Below are 17,654 nucleotides of genomic sequence, written 5' to 3'. Positions count from 1 at the left end.
CTTGTGAAAGAAATATCAAATCAATCTAAATCAGAACTCACTTATAAATATCAAATCTCTGTCAATATATTAAAATCTATTTGTCCATCATAAAAACATTTATTAAAATACATTCACCTTTATTCCAATCAAACTCAATCAACCAATAGAACATTAAGTTTTATAGATTCGAATCAAATCAACTAAATAATAGCCAATAATTATGAATAACTTTAAAGTTTCAATTCGTTGATGGGGAATTATTGATTTTCGAGTGATGTGATAACTCAATACACATAAGTTATAGAAGCAATAGTATTCTCTTTTTTATAGTGACTATAAATAGACACTGTTATATTTCGGTTGATACAAATATGCTATAAATACCTTATTATATATAGGGTTTTTCGTAGTGACTAAATGATGACACTATAAGGTTTAAATTTATAAGAAGTAATTGATTTCAAATTATTCATTAACCATTTTTGCTAAGTTGTGAAAAAAATATCAAAATAAACAACTATTAGACTGTGACAATATCATAATTATATTCTGTAGACACTTAATATAGTGACTATATAAATACACTGATACATCAGCGTTTACGATGGTGTTAATAAAAATAAAACACTTAAATATTGATATAGTCACTAATTTAAGTTAACATAAATAGCGACTAAGGAAAAATTATGAAAGGATGGTAATATGGCAGATGAGTTTCAGTACGATTATGCTGATGTCTTACTAGCACCTGATATAATCAGTATATTTGCAGATATTATTCAAGATGATCCAGATAATCTCATTGTAATGAAGTACTTTATAGACATACATAATTTATATAAGAGCAGCAGAGAAAGTGCTGGAGTCACAATTAATGACCTAGTAGAGAATATCCAAGTAGATAGAAGAGTAAAAGTTAAAAAAGGTAAAGGTTTTACTTTCGAGAAACACCCTACCAATATGAGTAGACAGCAAGCTTCTAGAATAGTAGACAGACTGTTCTCGATGTCTCTTCTGTCTTACAAAGCAAAAACTCCGTACAAGTATTATTTCATTACTGTACGTGGTGCCCAGGTAATTAAAGAAGTCTATAACAGAATGCAGCTTAAGGAGAGGAATTAATATGACAAAATCATTTATTAAAAATAAGTCAGCAATCAATATGACTGTAGTAGGTTTTGGACAAGCTGGCTCTCGTATCGCGGATAATTTTGCATCATATAAAGACGAGAACGGTAAATCAATATATAACTGTCTTGCGCTCAATAGCAATGACGGTGATTTAAAAGGACTTAAACATATTCAAGCAAATAATACCGCATCATTAGAGTTGGGTGGATTAGGGAAAAATCCACAGAAAGCTATGCAGATATTAGAAGAAAATGAGAATGCTAAAGAAAAGCTTAAAGACTTTATTACGAAACAAGTGCGTATTGAAGATGATTTGGTCCTATTTTGTGCAGGTTTAGGTGGAGGTACTGGTACCTCTACTATTGTTAAAGCTATTGAGGAATTCTATGATCATTACAATAAACCTTTGATTACACAAATATTAAAGAAAATTATTGAAAAAGTGTCAAAAGAAGAATATATAAAGAACAAGAATCATTATAATAAGCAAGCTGTTCTATTAGCTGAAGAGAAAAGTGTAAAAATCGGAATAATTGCCACCCTTCCTTTAAGAGCTGATGGCCCTGATGTTTTGAGACAAGTAAATGACTTTTCTCAAAGGATTTGGAAGCTGGCTAATGACCGTACTAAAGGTATATCATTTGTAACCTTCCCTGATAATCAATTTTTCTATGATAAACTCAAGCAAACGCCTCAAAATAGGATTGGCGACATTGATAATTATAGAGACTTTGCAAATAATGAAATTTGCTCTGTCTTACATGAATGGAATACTGCTACTACTGGCGGCGGTACAGAAGTTACATTTGATTCACAGGACTTTAGACGAGCAGTCTTAGAGGGTAACGGTTGCTTAGTATTAAATCGAAATAGTAAACCAATGAAGGAAGTATCGAACGGAAATGTGATTAAGGATATGCTAGTTTCTTCTATTGACGGCAGCTCCCTTCATAGCCCAATAGAAATAGTCCAAAAAAATGAATCTGGAAATATTGAATACGCAAAGGTTCACCATTTAGGTTTACTAGCTATTTTAGATAGAAACGATGGATATGGCAGTTCTTTCATTGATGATGCTAGAGTTGAAATCGTGGATAACCCTGAATTTGCTATGACCGGTTCCATATTTTCAGGCTATTTAGAAGGAAAGAATGATCATTCAGTAAGTGTTTATTCCCTTTATAAAACTAGTGGCCTTCCAGAAAGATTATCGAAGGGTCTTGTTAATGAATTTGAAGAATACCAACAAAAACAAAAAGAAATAAAGTTTTCACAATCCAATATTGAACAAATTGAGATTGAGGATATTGATGATGATATTGCTTTTGATATTGATTTAGCTGAACTCGGTATTGAAGAAGAGAAAACCGATACTATTAAAGAGAAAAATAAAGAATTTGATCTAAGTGATCTTGACTTAAGTAACATTAAGTTTTAATACTATTTCTATTGAAAGCTCGTACCCCATTACGGTATGAGCTTTTTTATGTATATTATTCTAACTGTCAGTAAAAGATTACACTCAATCACAATCAATCACCCAATACCTATCGAATAGCCCAATAATCTAAAATAGTGATGAATAAATATTAATAACAAACCAATTACTATTAATATTTAATAATAATTAATTATATTAATTCCAATAAAAATCAATAATTTTAAATATATTGGTCTATTAATGATTAGTAACAATAATTTTAGTTTGTCTTAATCAGACTCAATCACTCAATTTTATTTTTGCGTGTTTTAAGTCAATCAAAGTCAATCATCCAATAACATTATGCTTGTACAACTATTACCAATTGCAGTATAGTATAGATAAAGGTTATTGACCTTGTAATTACAAGGTTGAAAGAGGTGAGTAACATGGATGAAAATGCTAAAATAGAGCGCTTTAAAGAGATTTTCCAACATGATCCTCTTTTTACGGAAGTAAATAATAGAGGTTTGTTAGATTCCTTATTTGCTAGCTGCACTCTATATCAACAAGTTTCATTTGATTCTACATATGCTACAAAAAAAGCGGCTGAACTTTTAGATATTCCTGGAAAAGAACAAACATTATTGAACTATTTAAATAGAAATGATTTTACAGATTACATAGACATCTTTAGAAAAGGAGAAAGAGGTTATTATCGTTATACTTATAAGTCTCTTTTTCAGTTTAAAATGATCCTTTTGCTAGCAGACAATGGAATGATGCCATTAGATATTGCTAGTATTATAGGTACAAGACCTGAATATACGGATAATAATCAAAAATCTAAAGTAACTAAGAAAACGAAAAATAAAAGTGATGAAGATTTACAGTCCCTAACTAAAGAAATTATCGATCATCGTATTAGGGCCTTTGCTACTAAAAACATGCTTGAAGTTCAAAAAAAACTAGCTGAATCGGATTTACATTTATGGGAACAAAAAATGGGAGGACTAGTTGGCAGAATTGAGGATATTGAAATGAACCTGGGAATATACAAGAACCTTTCACAGTCTTTAACCCAACCCACACAACCCAACAAATCCTTTTTTTCCAAACTTTTTGGAGGTAGTTCTTCAACTGAACCAGATCCAGTTCAAGTATCTGAGGTAGAATCAAAGATTAGGGCTTTTGAGAGTCGATTAGATAGATTGGTAAATGAAAAGGGCGAGCTTCAAGATAAGAAGATATCTTTATTGGAATCGATTGAAGACATCAATAAGAAAATAGTTCAAGTTAACAACTATCAATCCAAATTAGACAGTCCAACGAATATGAATGTGATAGACAGTGATTATTCATCTGATTAATATATTGGGGGAGAATTGATATGCTGACTTATAGACATGTCACTAAAACAGGTATGGGTTTGATTATACTTGCTGCATTAAATACAATCGTATATATTGCAGTAAAGTTTTTCTAAAAACACTCAATTAATGAGTGTTTTTTTTTGTGCGCCCAGTATGGGGTATCTTCAGGATTACGCGGATTTACAACGGTAAGCTATCAATCCCTGTATCAATAGGGTTTAATCTATTGAGGGGTACCACCACATAGCCATCAAGCTAAGAAGAATGAATACCCCCAAAATGAAAATTCTAAGTTTCTTTTCTTAGAAACATCTTAGTTTTTTCATTTTGGGGGACATAAAATATATTAACTTGGTGGGCATGTGTCTGTACCCCTAATAGAAATGTTTAAAGAGTTTGTAAATATATACTTTTATAAACGCAAAAAAAATAGCGTAAAAGGGCTATTGAAAATTTACTTATAGGGGTACTGCGGTAGGACCCCTATAAGTAAATTTTTTCTGCTCCAAATCTTGTAAGGGCATCAACTTGCATATCTAAGTTTTGTTCCTCCGTACTTACACGTGCATAACCAAATATCATCATTCATCACCTGCAAAAGTAGTTTATAACCCTATATTAGCACCAAAAACGGTATTAGATATTAAAAATGTTACTTTGATTTTGGGAATGAGTTTTGGTTCTATAAATTAATAGAAACAGGTTGTTTTTTTTAAAATATTTATCGGTACCATAAACGGTCGTTTTTGGTATTTTTTTATATAGAGGAAATGGATATAGGAGATTGTGAAAAGGTGTACTTACACTAACGGGCAGCATTCCTGTAATGAAGAAATATGAGGTTTGAACATAAAAAAGCCCCTTGGTATGATATGAATGTCCAAAGCTTGGCGGCAAAAAGGACAACAAACACATATACCAGGAGGCTATTCAAATGAATTATAACCAAAATGAAAAGATTGCTCAAATTACTTCTCAAACATTAATTATAGGTGTTGATATTGCTAAATACAAGCATGTGGCAAGAGCCCAAGACTTTAGAGGTTTAGAATTTTCAGCACCTTTATACTTTGAAAATACAGATTCTAGTTTTAACTGTTTCTTAGAGTGGATAAAAAAGTTAATGAATCAAAACAATATGGAAAAAGTGATCGTAGGAATGGAGCCGACAGGTCACTATTGGCTGAATTTAGCTCACTTCCTTAAGGCGAAAAATATCAAGTTTGTAGTTGTAAATCCTTTGCATGTAAAGAAAAGTAAAGAGTTAGATGATAATTCTCCAACTAAAAATGATGTAAAGGATGCAAGAGTTATCGCACAGTTGGTCAAAGACGGGAGATATGCAGAACTTCGTGTGGCTAGAAAAATACGTGATCTTCTATCTGTTGATCTTCAAGCAGTTCAAGGGCAAGTCCATAATTGGATAGACCGCTATTTTCCAGAGTTTCTTACCGTCTTTTAAGGATTGGGAAGGTAAATCTGCTATACAATTATTAAAACTAAATTTATTGCCACATGAGTTAGTAGCTCTCTCCGAACAGGAGATACTAGTACATCTTCGAAAAGCTGTTAAACGTGCAGTGGGACTCAGTAAAATAAAAGAACTAAAGAAGATTGCAGTTGCTTCAATTGGTATTAGGGAAGGTTCTGATATGGCTAAGTTAGACCTTCGCACGTTAATAGACAAATATGAACTAATAAAAGAAAAGTTCGAAGAACTGGAATCTAACATAGATAAACTTCTTGAACAAATTCCAGGTGTTGAACAAATGTTGGCTATTAAGGGAATAGGGAAAGACACGGTTGCAGGCTTTTTTTCAGAGGTAGGAGACCTAAGTTACTATTCCCACCCAAGGCAGATTATCAAACTAGCTGGGCTTAGTCTTAAGGAAAATACATCTGGTAAGCATAAAGGACAAACCTAAATTACCAAGAGAGGTAGGAAGACATTAAGAGCTCTCCTCTTTCGAGTTGCAATGCCTTTGGTCGCTAAAAATACCGCTTTTAAAGCATTACATGAGTATTTTACAAAGCGTCCAAATAATCCTTTGAAGAAGATGCAATCTCTAATTGAATTGCAATATGTAATAAGCTCATACGTATTTTATTTACCATCGGTAAAAAGCAGTGCGAATTTAGTGAAGAACGCATGTTATCGGACATTCCTCATATGGACGTATTACAGGTAGCAGCTTAATTTCTTTTCTTGATTGAAATTATTTAGTAGGTTAATTGTTTTAAACATTTGAAGCACGGATTAGTCAGTAAAACAACTAAAATTCGGGCAAGGACCCTGTCGGGCAGCATGACTGACATCCACCTCATGGAAAGGTTGGACGAAGGAATTTTGGAGCGAAGACTCTGTGAGATATGGGAGGGTTGACCTCCATGAGAAATGTGGAGATCCACCAGTGCAATCATATTTTTACTCATCCACCAATGGTTGTAAGAAGGTGGTTGATGGGTTATAGCTCTTTTTTCTCTCAGAGTCCAAATATATCCTTTCAAGTGAGAATCCTCCAGCTATAAGGACATTTACCGACAGGTAAATAACTATGAAAATCTAAGAAAACAAGAGTAATCCGGCGTTTTCCCTTCTTTTATAGAGGGAGTTTAGTTGAATAGCGCTATTAATAAAAACAAATCCCAATCATCAAGATTGTTCACACAAATTCCTCGTTCCCACCTGAAATGGGGATATTTGTGTGGCTATTCAAAAATTCCGTAACTTAGCTGGTATGTACTTTTATTATAAAAATTATTTCAAACTGTTTATAAACAATAATATTGTATTCCTCTTCATCCTAAACTTCTACACTTCAACTTTTCCAGATTTCTGTATCTTAATTTTTTCTTCTAAGGACAATAGTTCGTATTCCCAATTTGCGTTCATTCACTTCCTTTTATTTTCTTAAACATTTAGAAGTTATATAAATTGTTCCAGTATCAATTTTCCCCCTGAATAATTATATAAAATTAAGTGCAAATTAAACATATAGGAAATGAAAGGAAAAATGTTATGGAACAAATAGTTTTAGATATTAAAAAAGCGTTAGGGGGTAATGATGACTTTTTTATAAAACGTGATTACCTTTTAAAAAAGGAAGTTTTGTTACTAGGACTATCTACTTTAGTAGATATGACAAAAACAAAAACAATTCTTCAAAAACAGTCAGAGGGTTTAATTTCTCAAGGGAAAACATCAGAATCTATATTTATTTTAATGGGTGAACTTTTTGAAGACGATACAAAAAAGGCTATTACATCAGTCCTTGAAGGTAAACTTATTATATATATAGAACATACAAAAAAGTTTATTATTTACGAACCTGTTCCTAAGGGGTTAAATCGTTCAATTGAAGTTCCATCAAATGAAAGTGTAATTCAAGGACCTTCAAACTCCTTCACAGAAGATATTGACACAAATATTGGACTCCTTCGTAAACAACTTACTTCAAATAAACTTCTTGTTCATTCCTTCACAACAGGGAAAAATCAGAAGACAAAAATTTCTTTACTATTTATTAATGGTCTAGTGGATAAAGAACTTGTTGAAAATATAAATAGTCTTATTGAAAAGAATAAGAGTATGGATATCAGTAACTTACAAAGCATGTCAAAAATGCTGGGGTTTTCATCTTGGGATACAGTTTCAAAATTTAATACGACAGAACTTCCTTTTCATGCATCACAATTTCTTAAAAAGGGAAGAGTTGTTATATTAGTTGATCAATTACCTTTTGCTTTAATACTGCCTAATCTCCTTTGGGATATGTTTATTGTTGAGAGTGATCGTAATTTTCCATTTCCCATTATGATAACTATCAGTTGCCTCCGAGTAATTGGTGCATTAATTGCTCTAATAAGTCCAGGAATGTATGTTGCTCTTGTTGCTGTAAATCCGGAAGCGTTACAGATAGAGCTTGCACTTTCTGTAGCTCAAAGTCGAGAAGGGGTTCCTTATCCAGCACTTGTTGAAGTTATAATCATGTTGGTTGTTCTAGAACTGATATTAGAAGCAAGCATAAGGCTTCCAAAATCAGTAGGTCCCACAATTACAATGGTTGGAGGAATTATATTAGGACAAGCAGTTGTAGAAGCTAAATTAGTCAGCAATCTCTTAATCATCATTCTTGCAGCAACAACAATTGCTAACTCAACCCTTGTGGGGGCTCAAAGCTCGCTTTCAATCAGATCATTTAAATATATTAATGTAATTCTTTCTTCACTATTTGGAGTTTTAGGATTAGTAGTAGGTCTAGTTTTTATTAGTTCTTATTTGGCAAGTTTAACTACCTTTGGCAAGTCCTATCTCTATTTAAATATAGGAAGGAAGGAACAATAGTGGTAAGAAGTCTACATGTTATGATAATGTATGTGCTTTGTCATCTGGGACTAATTTTTTTTATGTTTCCAGCTGATATTATTGCTAGTACAGAACAAGGCCATTGGTTCCCAATTCTAATAGGGATTATTGTACATTTTGTATGTTTGTTGACTTATATGAAAGGTCTCAGCTTTTTTCCAAAAAAGGATATTTTAAGTATATTTTCGAAAAGCAAAAAAAGGGTAACTTTTTTATTTTTTGCTCCCGTTTTACTTTATCTAATCATGGCCATTATTATAACGGTCAGAGCATACGCAGAAATCGTAACCTTGGTATTTTTATCCCATACCCCATTATGGACAATTATACTATTATTGTTGTCTGTTTCTGCATACATTTCATCTAAAGGTATCGAAGCCATTTTACGAACTGCATTTTTATTATTTATATTATTTTTTCCAATATTATTGTTTGTCTTAATCATGTCATTTCAGAATGTTGATTGGAGATATGCCATACCTTTTGACACAGACTTAGGATTCATTAGTAAGCCTGCTTACTTCGAGAGTTATTTTGCATTCGCCGGTGGGTTTCTCTTTCTTGGATTTGTACAACCATTTTTCTCTTATGAAAGAAAATATGTTATTTTGTCTGCGATATTTCTTATTCCTTTCTTTCTCTTTTCAGTATACATTCCAATTCTTACTTTGGGACAAGCGACTGCATCAAAAGCATTTCTTCCTTTTGTACTTATTGTGGATTCTATAAATATTGATTGGTTAATGTTTGATCGAGTTACAATGTTTTTTCTTTTAAGCCTTATTGCTTTTATTATTTTGTATCTCTCTCTCTTAATGTGGAAAGCAATTCGAATAATCAACTATTACATTCCTAAAAGTAGACCTAGCTACCTATTGTTCGGTTTGTCTGTAGCAATCTTTTTCGTTTGCTTTTGGATTCCAGACTGGAAGGATGTTGAAAATATCCTTTTTATGAATTCTTTTTTAAGGTCATACGTTATAATTGTTGTACCTCTTTCTATTTACTATATTGGAAGAAGATTAAAGAGGAAGGATACAAATGAAACTATCTAATAAAAAAGTCATTTATTTAATTTGTAGTCTTTTAACTATGGTTTTGATATTGAGCGGTTGTTGGGATATTAAGGATATAAATCATCGTCTACTACCAGTGTCGATAGGTGTTAAGAAAGTTGACGACCAATATTTGGTGATCCTGAATATACCAGAGCCTATAGATGGTAGTATGGAAACGAAAATTGTATCTGCTAAAGCTGAAACGGTCTCAAAAGCAGTGGATACAATTAGTAGAAATATGGAGAGCGATGTGTATTTATTGCATGTAAAGCTAATCTTTATTGAGAAAGAAACTGCTGAGGATGGAATAAACGATATAATTGCAGGATTTATGCGTTCAAGAGACGTTTCCCCAAAAGCTTTAGTTGCAATATGTGATGAGGATCTTCAAGAATTTTTCAATAACATTAAAATTAATGCCGAAAAAAAAGGGCTCAGCACTTATAACTATTTCGAAAAAAATGCAGGCTGGAATCCTGACATTGCCCTTACAAGAGTTTGGGAGGTCTTCCGAGGCATACATTCTTATACACATGATGTGGCTATACCTTTGATTCGTTCGGGAAAAGATACGACTATGGATCAAATCGGTTCTGCCATATTAAAAAGAGGAAAAATGGTCGAGCAAATCAGTTCAAACGAAACCCTGCTGTACAATGTTTTTAAAGGGGAGAGTGGTAATGGAAAAATGGAAGTAATGGAACATGCTACAGTCATGCTACTGGGTTCTAAAACTGACAATATAGGAAGACTAGTGAATAATGATGCACATATGGAAAGTCTAATAAAAGTGAGAGTTGTGATATTGGAAACAAAAGGAGAACCCAGTTTGAATTTAATTAAAGAGGAAATTAATACTCTAATCTCTGAGAGGTATAATAAATTATTTACAAAACTTCAAGAGAATGAGGCTGATGTATTCGGAATGGGTCAGTTTTTTAGAAATCAAATCCCTCGTGATGAATTAAAAAACTGGAGGTCAGATTACTTTAAAAACATGAAGATTAATATTAATGTTAAAATAGACATTCAAAATGAAGGTTATCTGAAAACAACTTAAAGAATTATATCTATATCCATTTTTGTAACTGGATTGTAAGCCCGAAATATAAAAAATAGCGCACCTTTTCGGTACGCACGACGAATGGCCAGCTATCTGAAATTTTTTTCGGATAGCTGGCTATTTTGCACAATTGGCTTGGATATTTTTCGACCAAGGCATGTAATCATTTAAAAGTTCTGGCTGTTGATTAATTGGCAAATTCGGCAACTCGGTCATCAGCTTCACGAGGTACTGATAGAAATCGATACCGTTCACTTTTGCCGTTTCTGCCAAACTTAAACAGATGGCATTTGCTTTAGCACCAGCTTCACTAACAGAGAAGAGCCAGTTTTTGCGACCAATTACATTTGGACGAATCGCATTTTCAGCTGGATTATTATCAATTTCAATCCGACCATCAAACAGAAACGCCTTTAACCCATGTACACGATTTAAAGTGTATTCCGCTGCTTTTGCGAGTGCGCTTTTCCCGAAGAAAGGTGATTCATCTACCCATTTCAAGAATTTCTCTACAATTGGCTTGGAATATTTTTGCCTTGCTTTTCGGCGTTCACTTGGTGAAAGCTGCTTAAATTGGCGTTCTAAGTGATAGAGTTGATCACAATAATTAACGCCAATTTGCCCGTTTTTACTATCGGCTTTCAGCCAATAACGTCGAACGTGCGCCCAACAGTTAGCGAAGATGACATTAGGTAGATTACCGTATGCAGAATAACCATCACAAATGAGAGTTCCTTTAAAGCCAGCCGTAAACTCTTCCAGTACGGTACGACTTCTAGATAAAGCGCTCTGGAAAAGAATAATGATTGGCCCTTGGCTTGGAACACTTCGGAATACCCAATTATAGGCGTTTGATTGACCGCATTTCCCGTCTGATCGTTTAATAATTTGTGCATAGGTTTCGTCCACATGGAGAACAGATTTTGCTATTAATATCTTTTTCATCTGTTCATAAACCGGTAGAAGCCAATCTTTAGCTACACGAATGACCCAATTCGATAAATTCTTATCATTAGTAAGTAAACCATATCTTTCCCATTCTTTTACCTGACGGTAAAGGGGTAAATATTGAATAAACTTATCGTAGATAAGCTTTGCTAAAACAGTCGGTCCTGCAATGCTTCGCTGAATGACAGCTTGCGGTGCTTTCCCTCTTTTGATTTGTGCTTTTTGTGAGGTATCCTTTTTACAATGCCTACACTCATAAGCATGTTCGATATGCTGAACACGCTTCATTGTAGCTGGAACGAATTTCGCTTCTTCACGTGCAATTGTTGTACCAATTTCAATCATCTCACCATGGCAACAGTCACACTGCGTATTGTCAGGATGATGGTGGACTTCTTCCACTTCAATCCCATCTAAAAAAGCATCATTCCGTTTTTTCTTATGTAGTTTCCGAACAACTGTATAAGTAACAGTTGGCGTGCTTTGTTCTTCTGTGTGCTCAGAATCGCTAAAAGACGGATCATCTTCAAATAATGAACCTTGTCCATCGGGCGCTTGATACTTAGATTTTTCTGATTTAGAACCGTATAAAGCCTTTGTTAATTGGCGAATTTGTTCAGCTAGCACCTGATTTTGGGATAACGATTGATCCAGCTTAATCGAAAGCTCTTCATTTTGTTTTTTCATATAGGCTAATTGTTCTTCAAGTAATCGAATCACTTTTTCTGTTGTTGAAGCGTTATCCAAATCATTCACCACATTTCGTTCAATATAAGTTATGGATGATTATATCATTTAGATGAATTAATTTAAAAGACACCTTTTGCAGATTTTGAAATCGCCTTTGGCTGTTGAATTGATAACCCTTCTAATAGCCAACGAAGCTCCTGTTGCGAAAGGTTACGTACCTCATTTTCATTTTTCGGCCATTGCAGCTTGCCGTTATCTAATCGTTTATAAAGCATGGCGAAGCCATCGCCATCAAAGTACAGGCATTTATAACGATCCTTGCTCCATCCTGAAAACAGAAAGATGGAATCACTATACGGATCCAATTCAAATGAATCTTGAATGAGGGTTGCTAGACCATCAATTCCTTTCCGCATATCCGTTTTGCCACAGATGATATATATGTTTTTTACACTTGTAAAATTATGTTTCATCGACTGCTCAACTCCCTCATGATGACTTGGATAATGTGCTCATCTACACCATTGAAGAAGGAAATTTCAACATCAGTTGATTTAATTATGCAGCTTGGAACATGGGCTTGTGGTTGTGATGTTACAGATGAGAGGTTGTTAATAATAGGATCTAATGTCACAGGGACAATCGTTAATTTTGTGGTTGGCATAAAATTGGCACCTCCTTGAATTGATATGTCTATGGTATCGGAGATGCCAATGTGTTTATATGCGTTATTTGATTACGGGCTTACACTGGATTGGATTTTATGAATCAAATTTATGTTATCTCAGCAGTTATCTTGAATATAACAATTGAAAAAATAAATAGATAATAAAAAGCTGTTTTTCGATAAGAAAACCGGCTTTCTTTGTGAATTATGTGAAACAATGTACTTAAACAAACGGGTGCGTTAGTTCAACATGACATTATTTGGAAACTACGAAACCAAAAGAATACGAAGAAAAATATTAAACCCTGATCCTTCTGCTTAGCGTAGAAAAATCAGGGTTTTTATATCCAAAAAATGTCTTAGCGTATAATATCTGCGTTTTGTCGGCAGTACCCCTATGATGACTATGCCATTATGATACCTGCTGGAAAATGGCACAATGTAACCAATACGGGAAATATACCACTTAAAGTTTACGTGATCTATGCACCGCCTGAGCATCCATATGGTACGGTTCATGAAACAAAAGCAGTTGCCATGTCTACAGAATAACCATCTTCCGTTCATACACGGCATGGTGATGTCCATCGTCACATGTCAGGCTTTAATTAAAACCAGGGACAGGTTTATCTTATGCTATACTTAACATTGCAACAAAAGGAAGGGTTCATGATGTGGCTGTTCACGATGGCGTCCTGTATTCTTGTTTTGCTCTCCTCCTTTATTTCCATTCAAACTAAAAAGGAGAGAAAAGGCCCCATCCCGCAAATACTTCTTGCATTTAACGGGTTGTTCCTTCTCTCTCTCTCGTCGTGTTCCTTAATCTGTTTCTGCAAGACGAAAAAACGATTACGATTACGGCAATCCCTGCACCCGCATATTGGGTGCTGATCGCTATTGGTGTAATCATCGGGATTTTTTCAGTACGTGTACAATATGTTCCAAGCCACCTTACGTCTGCTGCGGTACTTTTATTTTCTGGATTCGTAGCCATTTTCTCGATTGGAATTGTTTTCATCGTACTGGCCGTGATCGGGATTTTGATTGCTATTTTCCAATCCAAGATGGAAATCGGAAGTAACGCGTAAAAAAGTCACGGCGGAAAACCACTCTTTATTTAACCCGGTATTCTGTTTTTTACGAGGTAAATTTAAAAACATGGGGATCAGCAATAAATCGGCATGAAAGGCCACCTTCAAGAGTTAAAGGGAAGGTGGCCTTTCGTATTATAATGTAAAGGTTTGTTGAAACGCTACTGTGACGCCAAAAATAAAGGTTGTAGATAGCAGTAGAAGCAGCCCGTCGGATCATCCGGTGTTGCTTCGGTCAGGCCGAGGAACCGACCGTTACCCTTTTGAACCCATCCCACCATTGTGCCAACCGATTCCTCAACTGACGTGTTGGGACCGACCCGATATAGGTAGGATATCGAGGACGAGAACATCATCTTGGCAGTCGCTGTTTTATTGAGGTAACGTTCCTCGTTCATCGAAATGTAGCTTCGTTCACTCGGATCAGGACATTGCCACGACAGAGCGTCCGCGCATGCGTCCTTGCAACACTTGAGCCATTGCGGCCGGAAGGCTTACAAAGCTCTCACGTCTTTTTCTTTGGTCATTTTAGATTGAAATATAATCTTCTTTCTTCCCGATTTTTAAAAATGTGTGAGAGCTGGTTAGGTGTCTATCAATGTTTAGCATCCGTCGTTTCTTCAAGATTCCGACTCTCATGTCGTCCTCACACTCTTAAAGCAAATGTCCGCCAGACACTTCAATGTCTTGGGCTGTAACCCAGCTGAAATCATCGGACAATAAGTTCACAATGACCTTCGCAGAATCTTCGGGTTGGCCGATTCTGCCAAATACAGATTGCTCAGCCAACGGCTGGATGAATTCAGGATGTTTATCGAATGCTCCATCGCCAAAATTGCTGTGCGTAGGACCGGGAGAAACTGCGTTGACCCGAATTTTGCGAGGTGCAAGTTCTTTGGCGATATAGCGAGTCCAAGTTGAGAATGCTGCTTTTAACGAGCCGTAGGTGGAGTATCCTGGGAATGATTGGTTCTTGGATGAACTCGTGGTATTTACGATGGCTCCAGCATCATCCATGAATTGGACGAGGTGTTGTGTTAAAAAAACCGGTCCTTTAAAGTTCGTATTAAGCATTTTGTCGAAGTACTCTTCGCTCATCTCAGTGAACATCATTGGCCCACCAACACCGCCATTATTAACTAAGTAATCAAAAGTCGTTCTGTCCCAAATTTCTTGGAGGCTCTTTTTTACTTCTAGAACGAAACCTTCGAATGTTGATATTTGAGTCAGGTCCAACTTCAGTGCTACAGCCCGAACTCCTTTATTCTTCTCAATTTCCTTGACGACAGCTTCTGCCCGGTCCTTATAGGAATTGTATGTGAGAATGACGCTAATTCCGCGCTTGCCAAACTCAAGAGCCGTCGCTTTCCCAATGCCATTGCTTCCACCTGTTACGATTGCAATTTTCATAAGATCCTCTCCTTCTTGTGTTCGATCTATATTTTATTTTAGTCGTTTCTGCTGAAATAATATAGATTTAATAATGCCTTTTAATTGCCTAAAACCACCATGTATGATTTCGAGAAACTCGGATTATTCCCTTTTTTTATTATAAGAAGATCCTAAAAATGCCGATCCATTTCAGAGTTGTGTTGAGGAATAAAAAGTCATGTGATAAAATAAGTGTATGAATAAAGTTTTAGATGAAATTATTGATCTAATGAAAAGTGCAGGCACTCGACCAATTGAAACCGGAGTACCGGGGCTAAGCATGATTAAGGGAGACATTCCCGCACATCAACTCGCAGCGCTCTACGAGCCGATGATTGGTTTTACGGTTCAAGGAACAAAGATTCTTTCAATCGGGGAGCGTAGCACTACCCTGGGAGGGCCTTCGTATTACGTGTTACCGGTACATGTTCCCGCAACGGCGAGTGTACATCCAGACCGTGATGGCCGTCCTTACATGTCCCTTGGTCTTGAGTTGAATCAGAATGTTCTTCAGAGTTTATTAAGAGATCTTCCTGAAAATCTAATACCAACTGCTTCTGAGCATTTCGCAGCTTGTGAAATAGACATTGAATTTATGGAGGCATGGCTGCGCTTATTACGATTAAGGAATACATCAAGAGATATTCCAGCTCTTGCACCGGCTTATGAACGCGAAATCCTTTATCGCGTTCTGATGGGACCACAAGGATGGTACCTGAGGCAACTTGGTCTGCGGGAAAGTAATTTCTCTAAGATTTCTCAAATTGTAAAATGGATTCGCGATAATTTTATGAGGCCAATAGACATCGGTGAGATGTCATCAAAATCTGGTATGGCTATAAACACCTTTCACCGTCAGTTTAAACGTGCAACGGGTTTAAGTCCTATTCAATTTCAAAAGCAATTAAGGCTTTTGGAGGCTAGAAACCTCATTGCATTTGAGGGCTATGCAGTAGCCAGTGCCGCATATCAAGTTGGCTATCAGAGTCCCTCACAGTTTAATCGAGAGTACTCTCGATTCTTTGGTTCATCTCCAGCCCGGGATACTGAGAAACTAAGACGAATCGAAAGCACAAAGGCGTCGCCAATATGGTAACCCCTCTTTTTGGAGGCATTAAAAGCCCTCAATGGAGTTACTGAACGATAGATGCCGATTCGTTAGCACGGTTCCACGATAATTTGTAACCTGTGCCACATGGGTTTCTTTTGCCATGTCGATGCCTACAATGAGATGCGAGGTTGTAATTCGTTGATTTTTGTGCTTCTGATTGTTTAAACTTCATGATAAGAGCGCCTCCTTGATGGTGTTGGGTGATTAACCCTTGGACAAACCCATCATACCAAGGTGCTCTTTCATTGACAAAGGCCATTCTTAGCCTTAACTGGAATGGTTCACGACAGACAAATCATGACTCTTCAAGCGAAAGGGCGTAGAGCTCAAGATGAGTTGCAAAAGAAAAATGGGAAATCAGTGAATGAGAAGGTCATCCATTATGCTCGCTTAGGTGAAGCTCTTATAAAAGCACGCGAAAAAGGGTTGGATCCTTTTACAACCTTAGAAACCATCATGCCATGGGAAAAGTTTATTACTTCCATTGAAGAAGCTAAGGATTTATCTAGACCGATGAATTATGATTATTTAGACCTCTTAGAGAATCGCTTTTTCTATCTTCGGAAATATACACCGACTCTATTAAAGGCACTTGAATTCCGTTCGACCAAATCTACACGGCCATTAATGAAAGCATTAGATACCATTCGTGAAATGAATGAATCTAATAAACGCAAAGTACCAGAAGGTGCTCCTTTGGATTTTGTATCTAATCGGTGGCAAAAGCATGTATACGAAGAAGATGGGACCATTAATAGGCATTACTATGAAATGGCAGCATTAACGGAGCTGCGTAACCATGTAAGGTCAGGGGATATTTCCATTGTCGGAGTCGACAACACAAAGATTTTGAGGATTATCTAGTTTCTAAAAAAGAATGGGATAGTGTCTCTACAACGGGCGCAACAAGGCTTGCGGTTAATTTGTCTGTAGACCATTATCTTGAAGAACGAAGAAATTCTTTATTAAAACGCCTTCAACTCATAAAAGGGGTACCGCCAGCAAAACGCGGATTTACAACGTTAAGGATATTCCAGTATTAAAAATCCCAATCTCTCAGTGATTTAAATGAGAAATTGGGATTTAATTATTCAACGATTGGGTAGTTATCTACAGTATCAGCTCATAAAAGTTGAAAGAATGCACCTTTTATCGTTGATTACATGTAGTCATAGATACACGTATTAAGGACGTGACTTGAGCCCCCAGTGGGTACAATTGATACTTTAGGCTTAGTATGTTTTCCATCAGGCAACGAGCCTATCTATCACACCTACCGCGCTAACGCTTACTGTCCTTGAAGTTTAATCTGGAAGAAGTACA

Annotated in this window: 12 protein-coding genes and 4 pseudogenes; 11 read left to right on the top strand and 5 right to left on the bottom strand. The window is 35.8% G+C overall.

Annotated features, from left to right (window positions below; all coding sequences use genetic code 11):
- Positions 1-684 precede the first annotated feature (684 nt).
- From J2S17_RS15050 to J2S17_RS15040, 3 genes are all read left to right on the top strand, one after another.
- Entirely contained in the window at positions 685-1,104 is a 420-nt protein-coding gene (locus J2S17_RS15050; protein ID WP_307476196.1) for a hypothetical protein, read from the top strand.
- A gap of 1 nt (position 1,105) precedes the next feature.
- Entirely contained in the window at positions 1,106-2,551 is a 1,446-nt protein-coding gene (locus J2S17_RS15045; protein ID WP_307476195.1) for an FtsZ/tubulin family protein, read from the top strand.
- Positions 2,552-2,982: 431 nt separating this feature from the next.
- Entirely contained in the window at positions 2,983-3,903 is a 921-nt protein-coding gene (locus tag J2S17_RS15040; protein ID WP_307476193.1) for a hypothetical protein, read from the top strand.
- 492 nt (positions 3,904-4,395) lie between these two features.
- On the opposite strand, the pseudogene J2S17_RS15035 reads toward J2S17_RS15040, so the two are convergent.
- Positions 4,396-4,488 (bottom strand): annotated as a pseudogene (locus J2S17_RS15035) (recombinase family protein); the annotation flags it as partial.
- A 352-nt stretch (positions 4,489-4,840) separates the two neighbouring features.
- Here J2S17_RS15035 and J2S17_RS15030 point away from each other — a divergent pair.
- The 4 genes and pseudogenes from J2S17_RS15030 to J2S17_RS15015 all read left to right on the top strand — a co-directional run bounded on the left by J2S17_RS15030 (position 4,841) and on the right by J2S17_RS15015 (position 10,390).
- A pseudogene (locus J2S17_RS15030) lies at positions 4,841-6,103 on the top strand (IS110 family RNA-guided transposase).
- 822 nt (positions 6,104-6,925) lie between these two features.
- The gene (locus tag J2S17_RS15025) at positions 6,926-8,251 is read left to right on the top strand and encodes a spore germination protein (protein ID WP_163187434.1); all 1,326 of its coding nucleotides are present in this window, start codon (positions 6,926-6,928) and stop codon (positions 8,249-8,251) included.
- 20 nt (positions 8,252-8,271) lie between these two features.
- Positions 8,272-9,327 (top strand): GerAB/ArcD/ProY family transporter, encoded by a 1,056-nt coding sequence (locus J2S17_RS15020; protein WP_307476322.1) that lies wholly within the window; start codon positions 8,272-8,274, stop codon positions 9,325-9,327.
- Entirely contained in the window at positions 9,314-10,390 is a 1,077-nt protein-coding gene (locus tag J2S17_RS15015) for a Ger(x)C family spore germination protein (RefSeq protein ID WP_307476191.1), read from the top strand. The genes J2S17_RS15020 and J2S17_RS15015 overlap by 14 nt, the downstream gene beginning before the upstream one ends.
- Before the next feature lie 120 nt (positions 10,391-10,510).
- Here J2S17_RS15015 and tnpC read toward each other — a convergent pair whose 3' ends face one another.
- The 3 genes from tnpC to J2S17_RS15000 form a co-directional block, all read right to left on the bottom strand.
- Entirely contained in the window at positions 10,511-12,028 is a 1,518-nt protein-coding gene (gene tnpC / locus J2S17_RS15010) for an IS66 family transposase (protein ID WP_442342043.1), read from the bottom strand.
- A gap of 122 nt (positions 12,029-12,150) precedes the next feature.
- Positions 12,151-12,504: an IS66 family insertion sequence element accessory protein TnpB gene (gene tnpB, locus J2S17_RS15005; protein WP_307476187.1), complete on the bottom strand. Its 354-nt coding sequence runs from the start codon at positions 12,502-12,504 to the stop codon at positions 12,151-12,153.
- Positions 12,501-12,695 carry a hypothetical protein gene (locus J2S17_RS15000; RefSeq protein ID WP_307476185.1) on the bottom strand — a complete coding sequence of 65 codons (195 nt, stop codon included), beginning with the start codon at positions 12,693-12,695 and terminating at the stop codon, positions 12,501-12,503. Before J2S17_RS15000 ends, tnpB begins: the two co-directional genes overlap by 4 nt.
- A 387-nt stretch (positions 12,696-13,082) precedes the next feature.
- Here J2S17_RS15000 and J2S17_RS14995 point away from each other — a divergent pair.
- Positions 13,083-13,250: pseudogene (locus tag J2S17_RS14995) on the top strand (cupin domain-containing protein); the annotation flags it as partial.
- 260 nt (positions 13,251-13,510) lie between these two features.
- The gene (locus tag J2S17_RS14990) at positions 13,511-13,786 is read left to right on the top strand and encodes a hypothetical protein (RefSeq protein ID WP_307476182.1); all 276 of its coding nucleotides are present in this window, start codon (positions 13,511-13,513) and stop codon (positions 13,784-13,786) included.
- Between the two features lie 657 nt (positions 13,787-14,443).
- On the opposite strand, the gene J2S17_RS14985 is transcribed toward J2S17_RS14990, so the two are convergent.
- Positions 14,444-15,199 carry an SDR family NAD(P)-dependent oxidoreductase gene (locus J2S17_RS14985; RefSeq protein WP_307476181.1) on the bottom strand — a complete coding sequence of 252 codons (756 nt, stop codon included), beginning with the start codon at positions 15,197-15,199 and terminating at the stop codon, positions 14,444-14,446.
- A 217-nt stretch (positions 15,200-15,416) separates the two neighbouring features.
- Here J2S17_RS14985 and J2S17_RS14980 point away from each other — a divergent pair, with 217 nt between their 5' ends.
- Both J2S17_RS14980 and J2S17_RS14975 read left to right on the top strand, forming a co-directional pair.
- Positions 15,417-16,316: an AraC family transcriptional regulator gene (locus tag J2S17_RS14980; protein WP_307476179.1), complete on the top strand. Its 900-nt coding sequence runs from the start codon at positions 15,417-15,419 to the stop codon at positions 16,314-16,316.
- A 294-nt stretch (positions 16,317-16,610) separates the two neighbouring features.
- Positions 16,611-17,317, top strand: a pseudogene (locus J2S17_RS14975) (Tn3 family transposase); the annotation flags it as partial.
- Positions 17,318-17,654 lie beyond the last annotated feature (337 nt).

Source organism: Cytobacillus purgationiresistens (assembly GCF_030813235.1).
Taxonomy (GTDB): domain Bacteria; phylum Bacillota; class Bacilli; order Bacillales; family Cytobacillaceae; genus Cytobacillus; species Cytobacillus purgationiresistens.
This window is presented reverse-complemented; position numbering and strand designations above follow the sequence as displayed.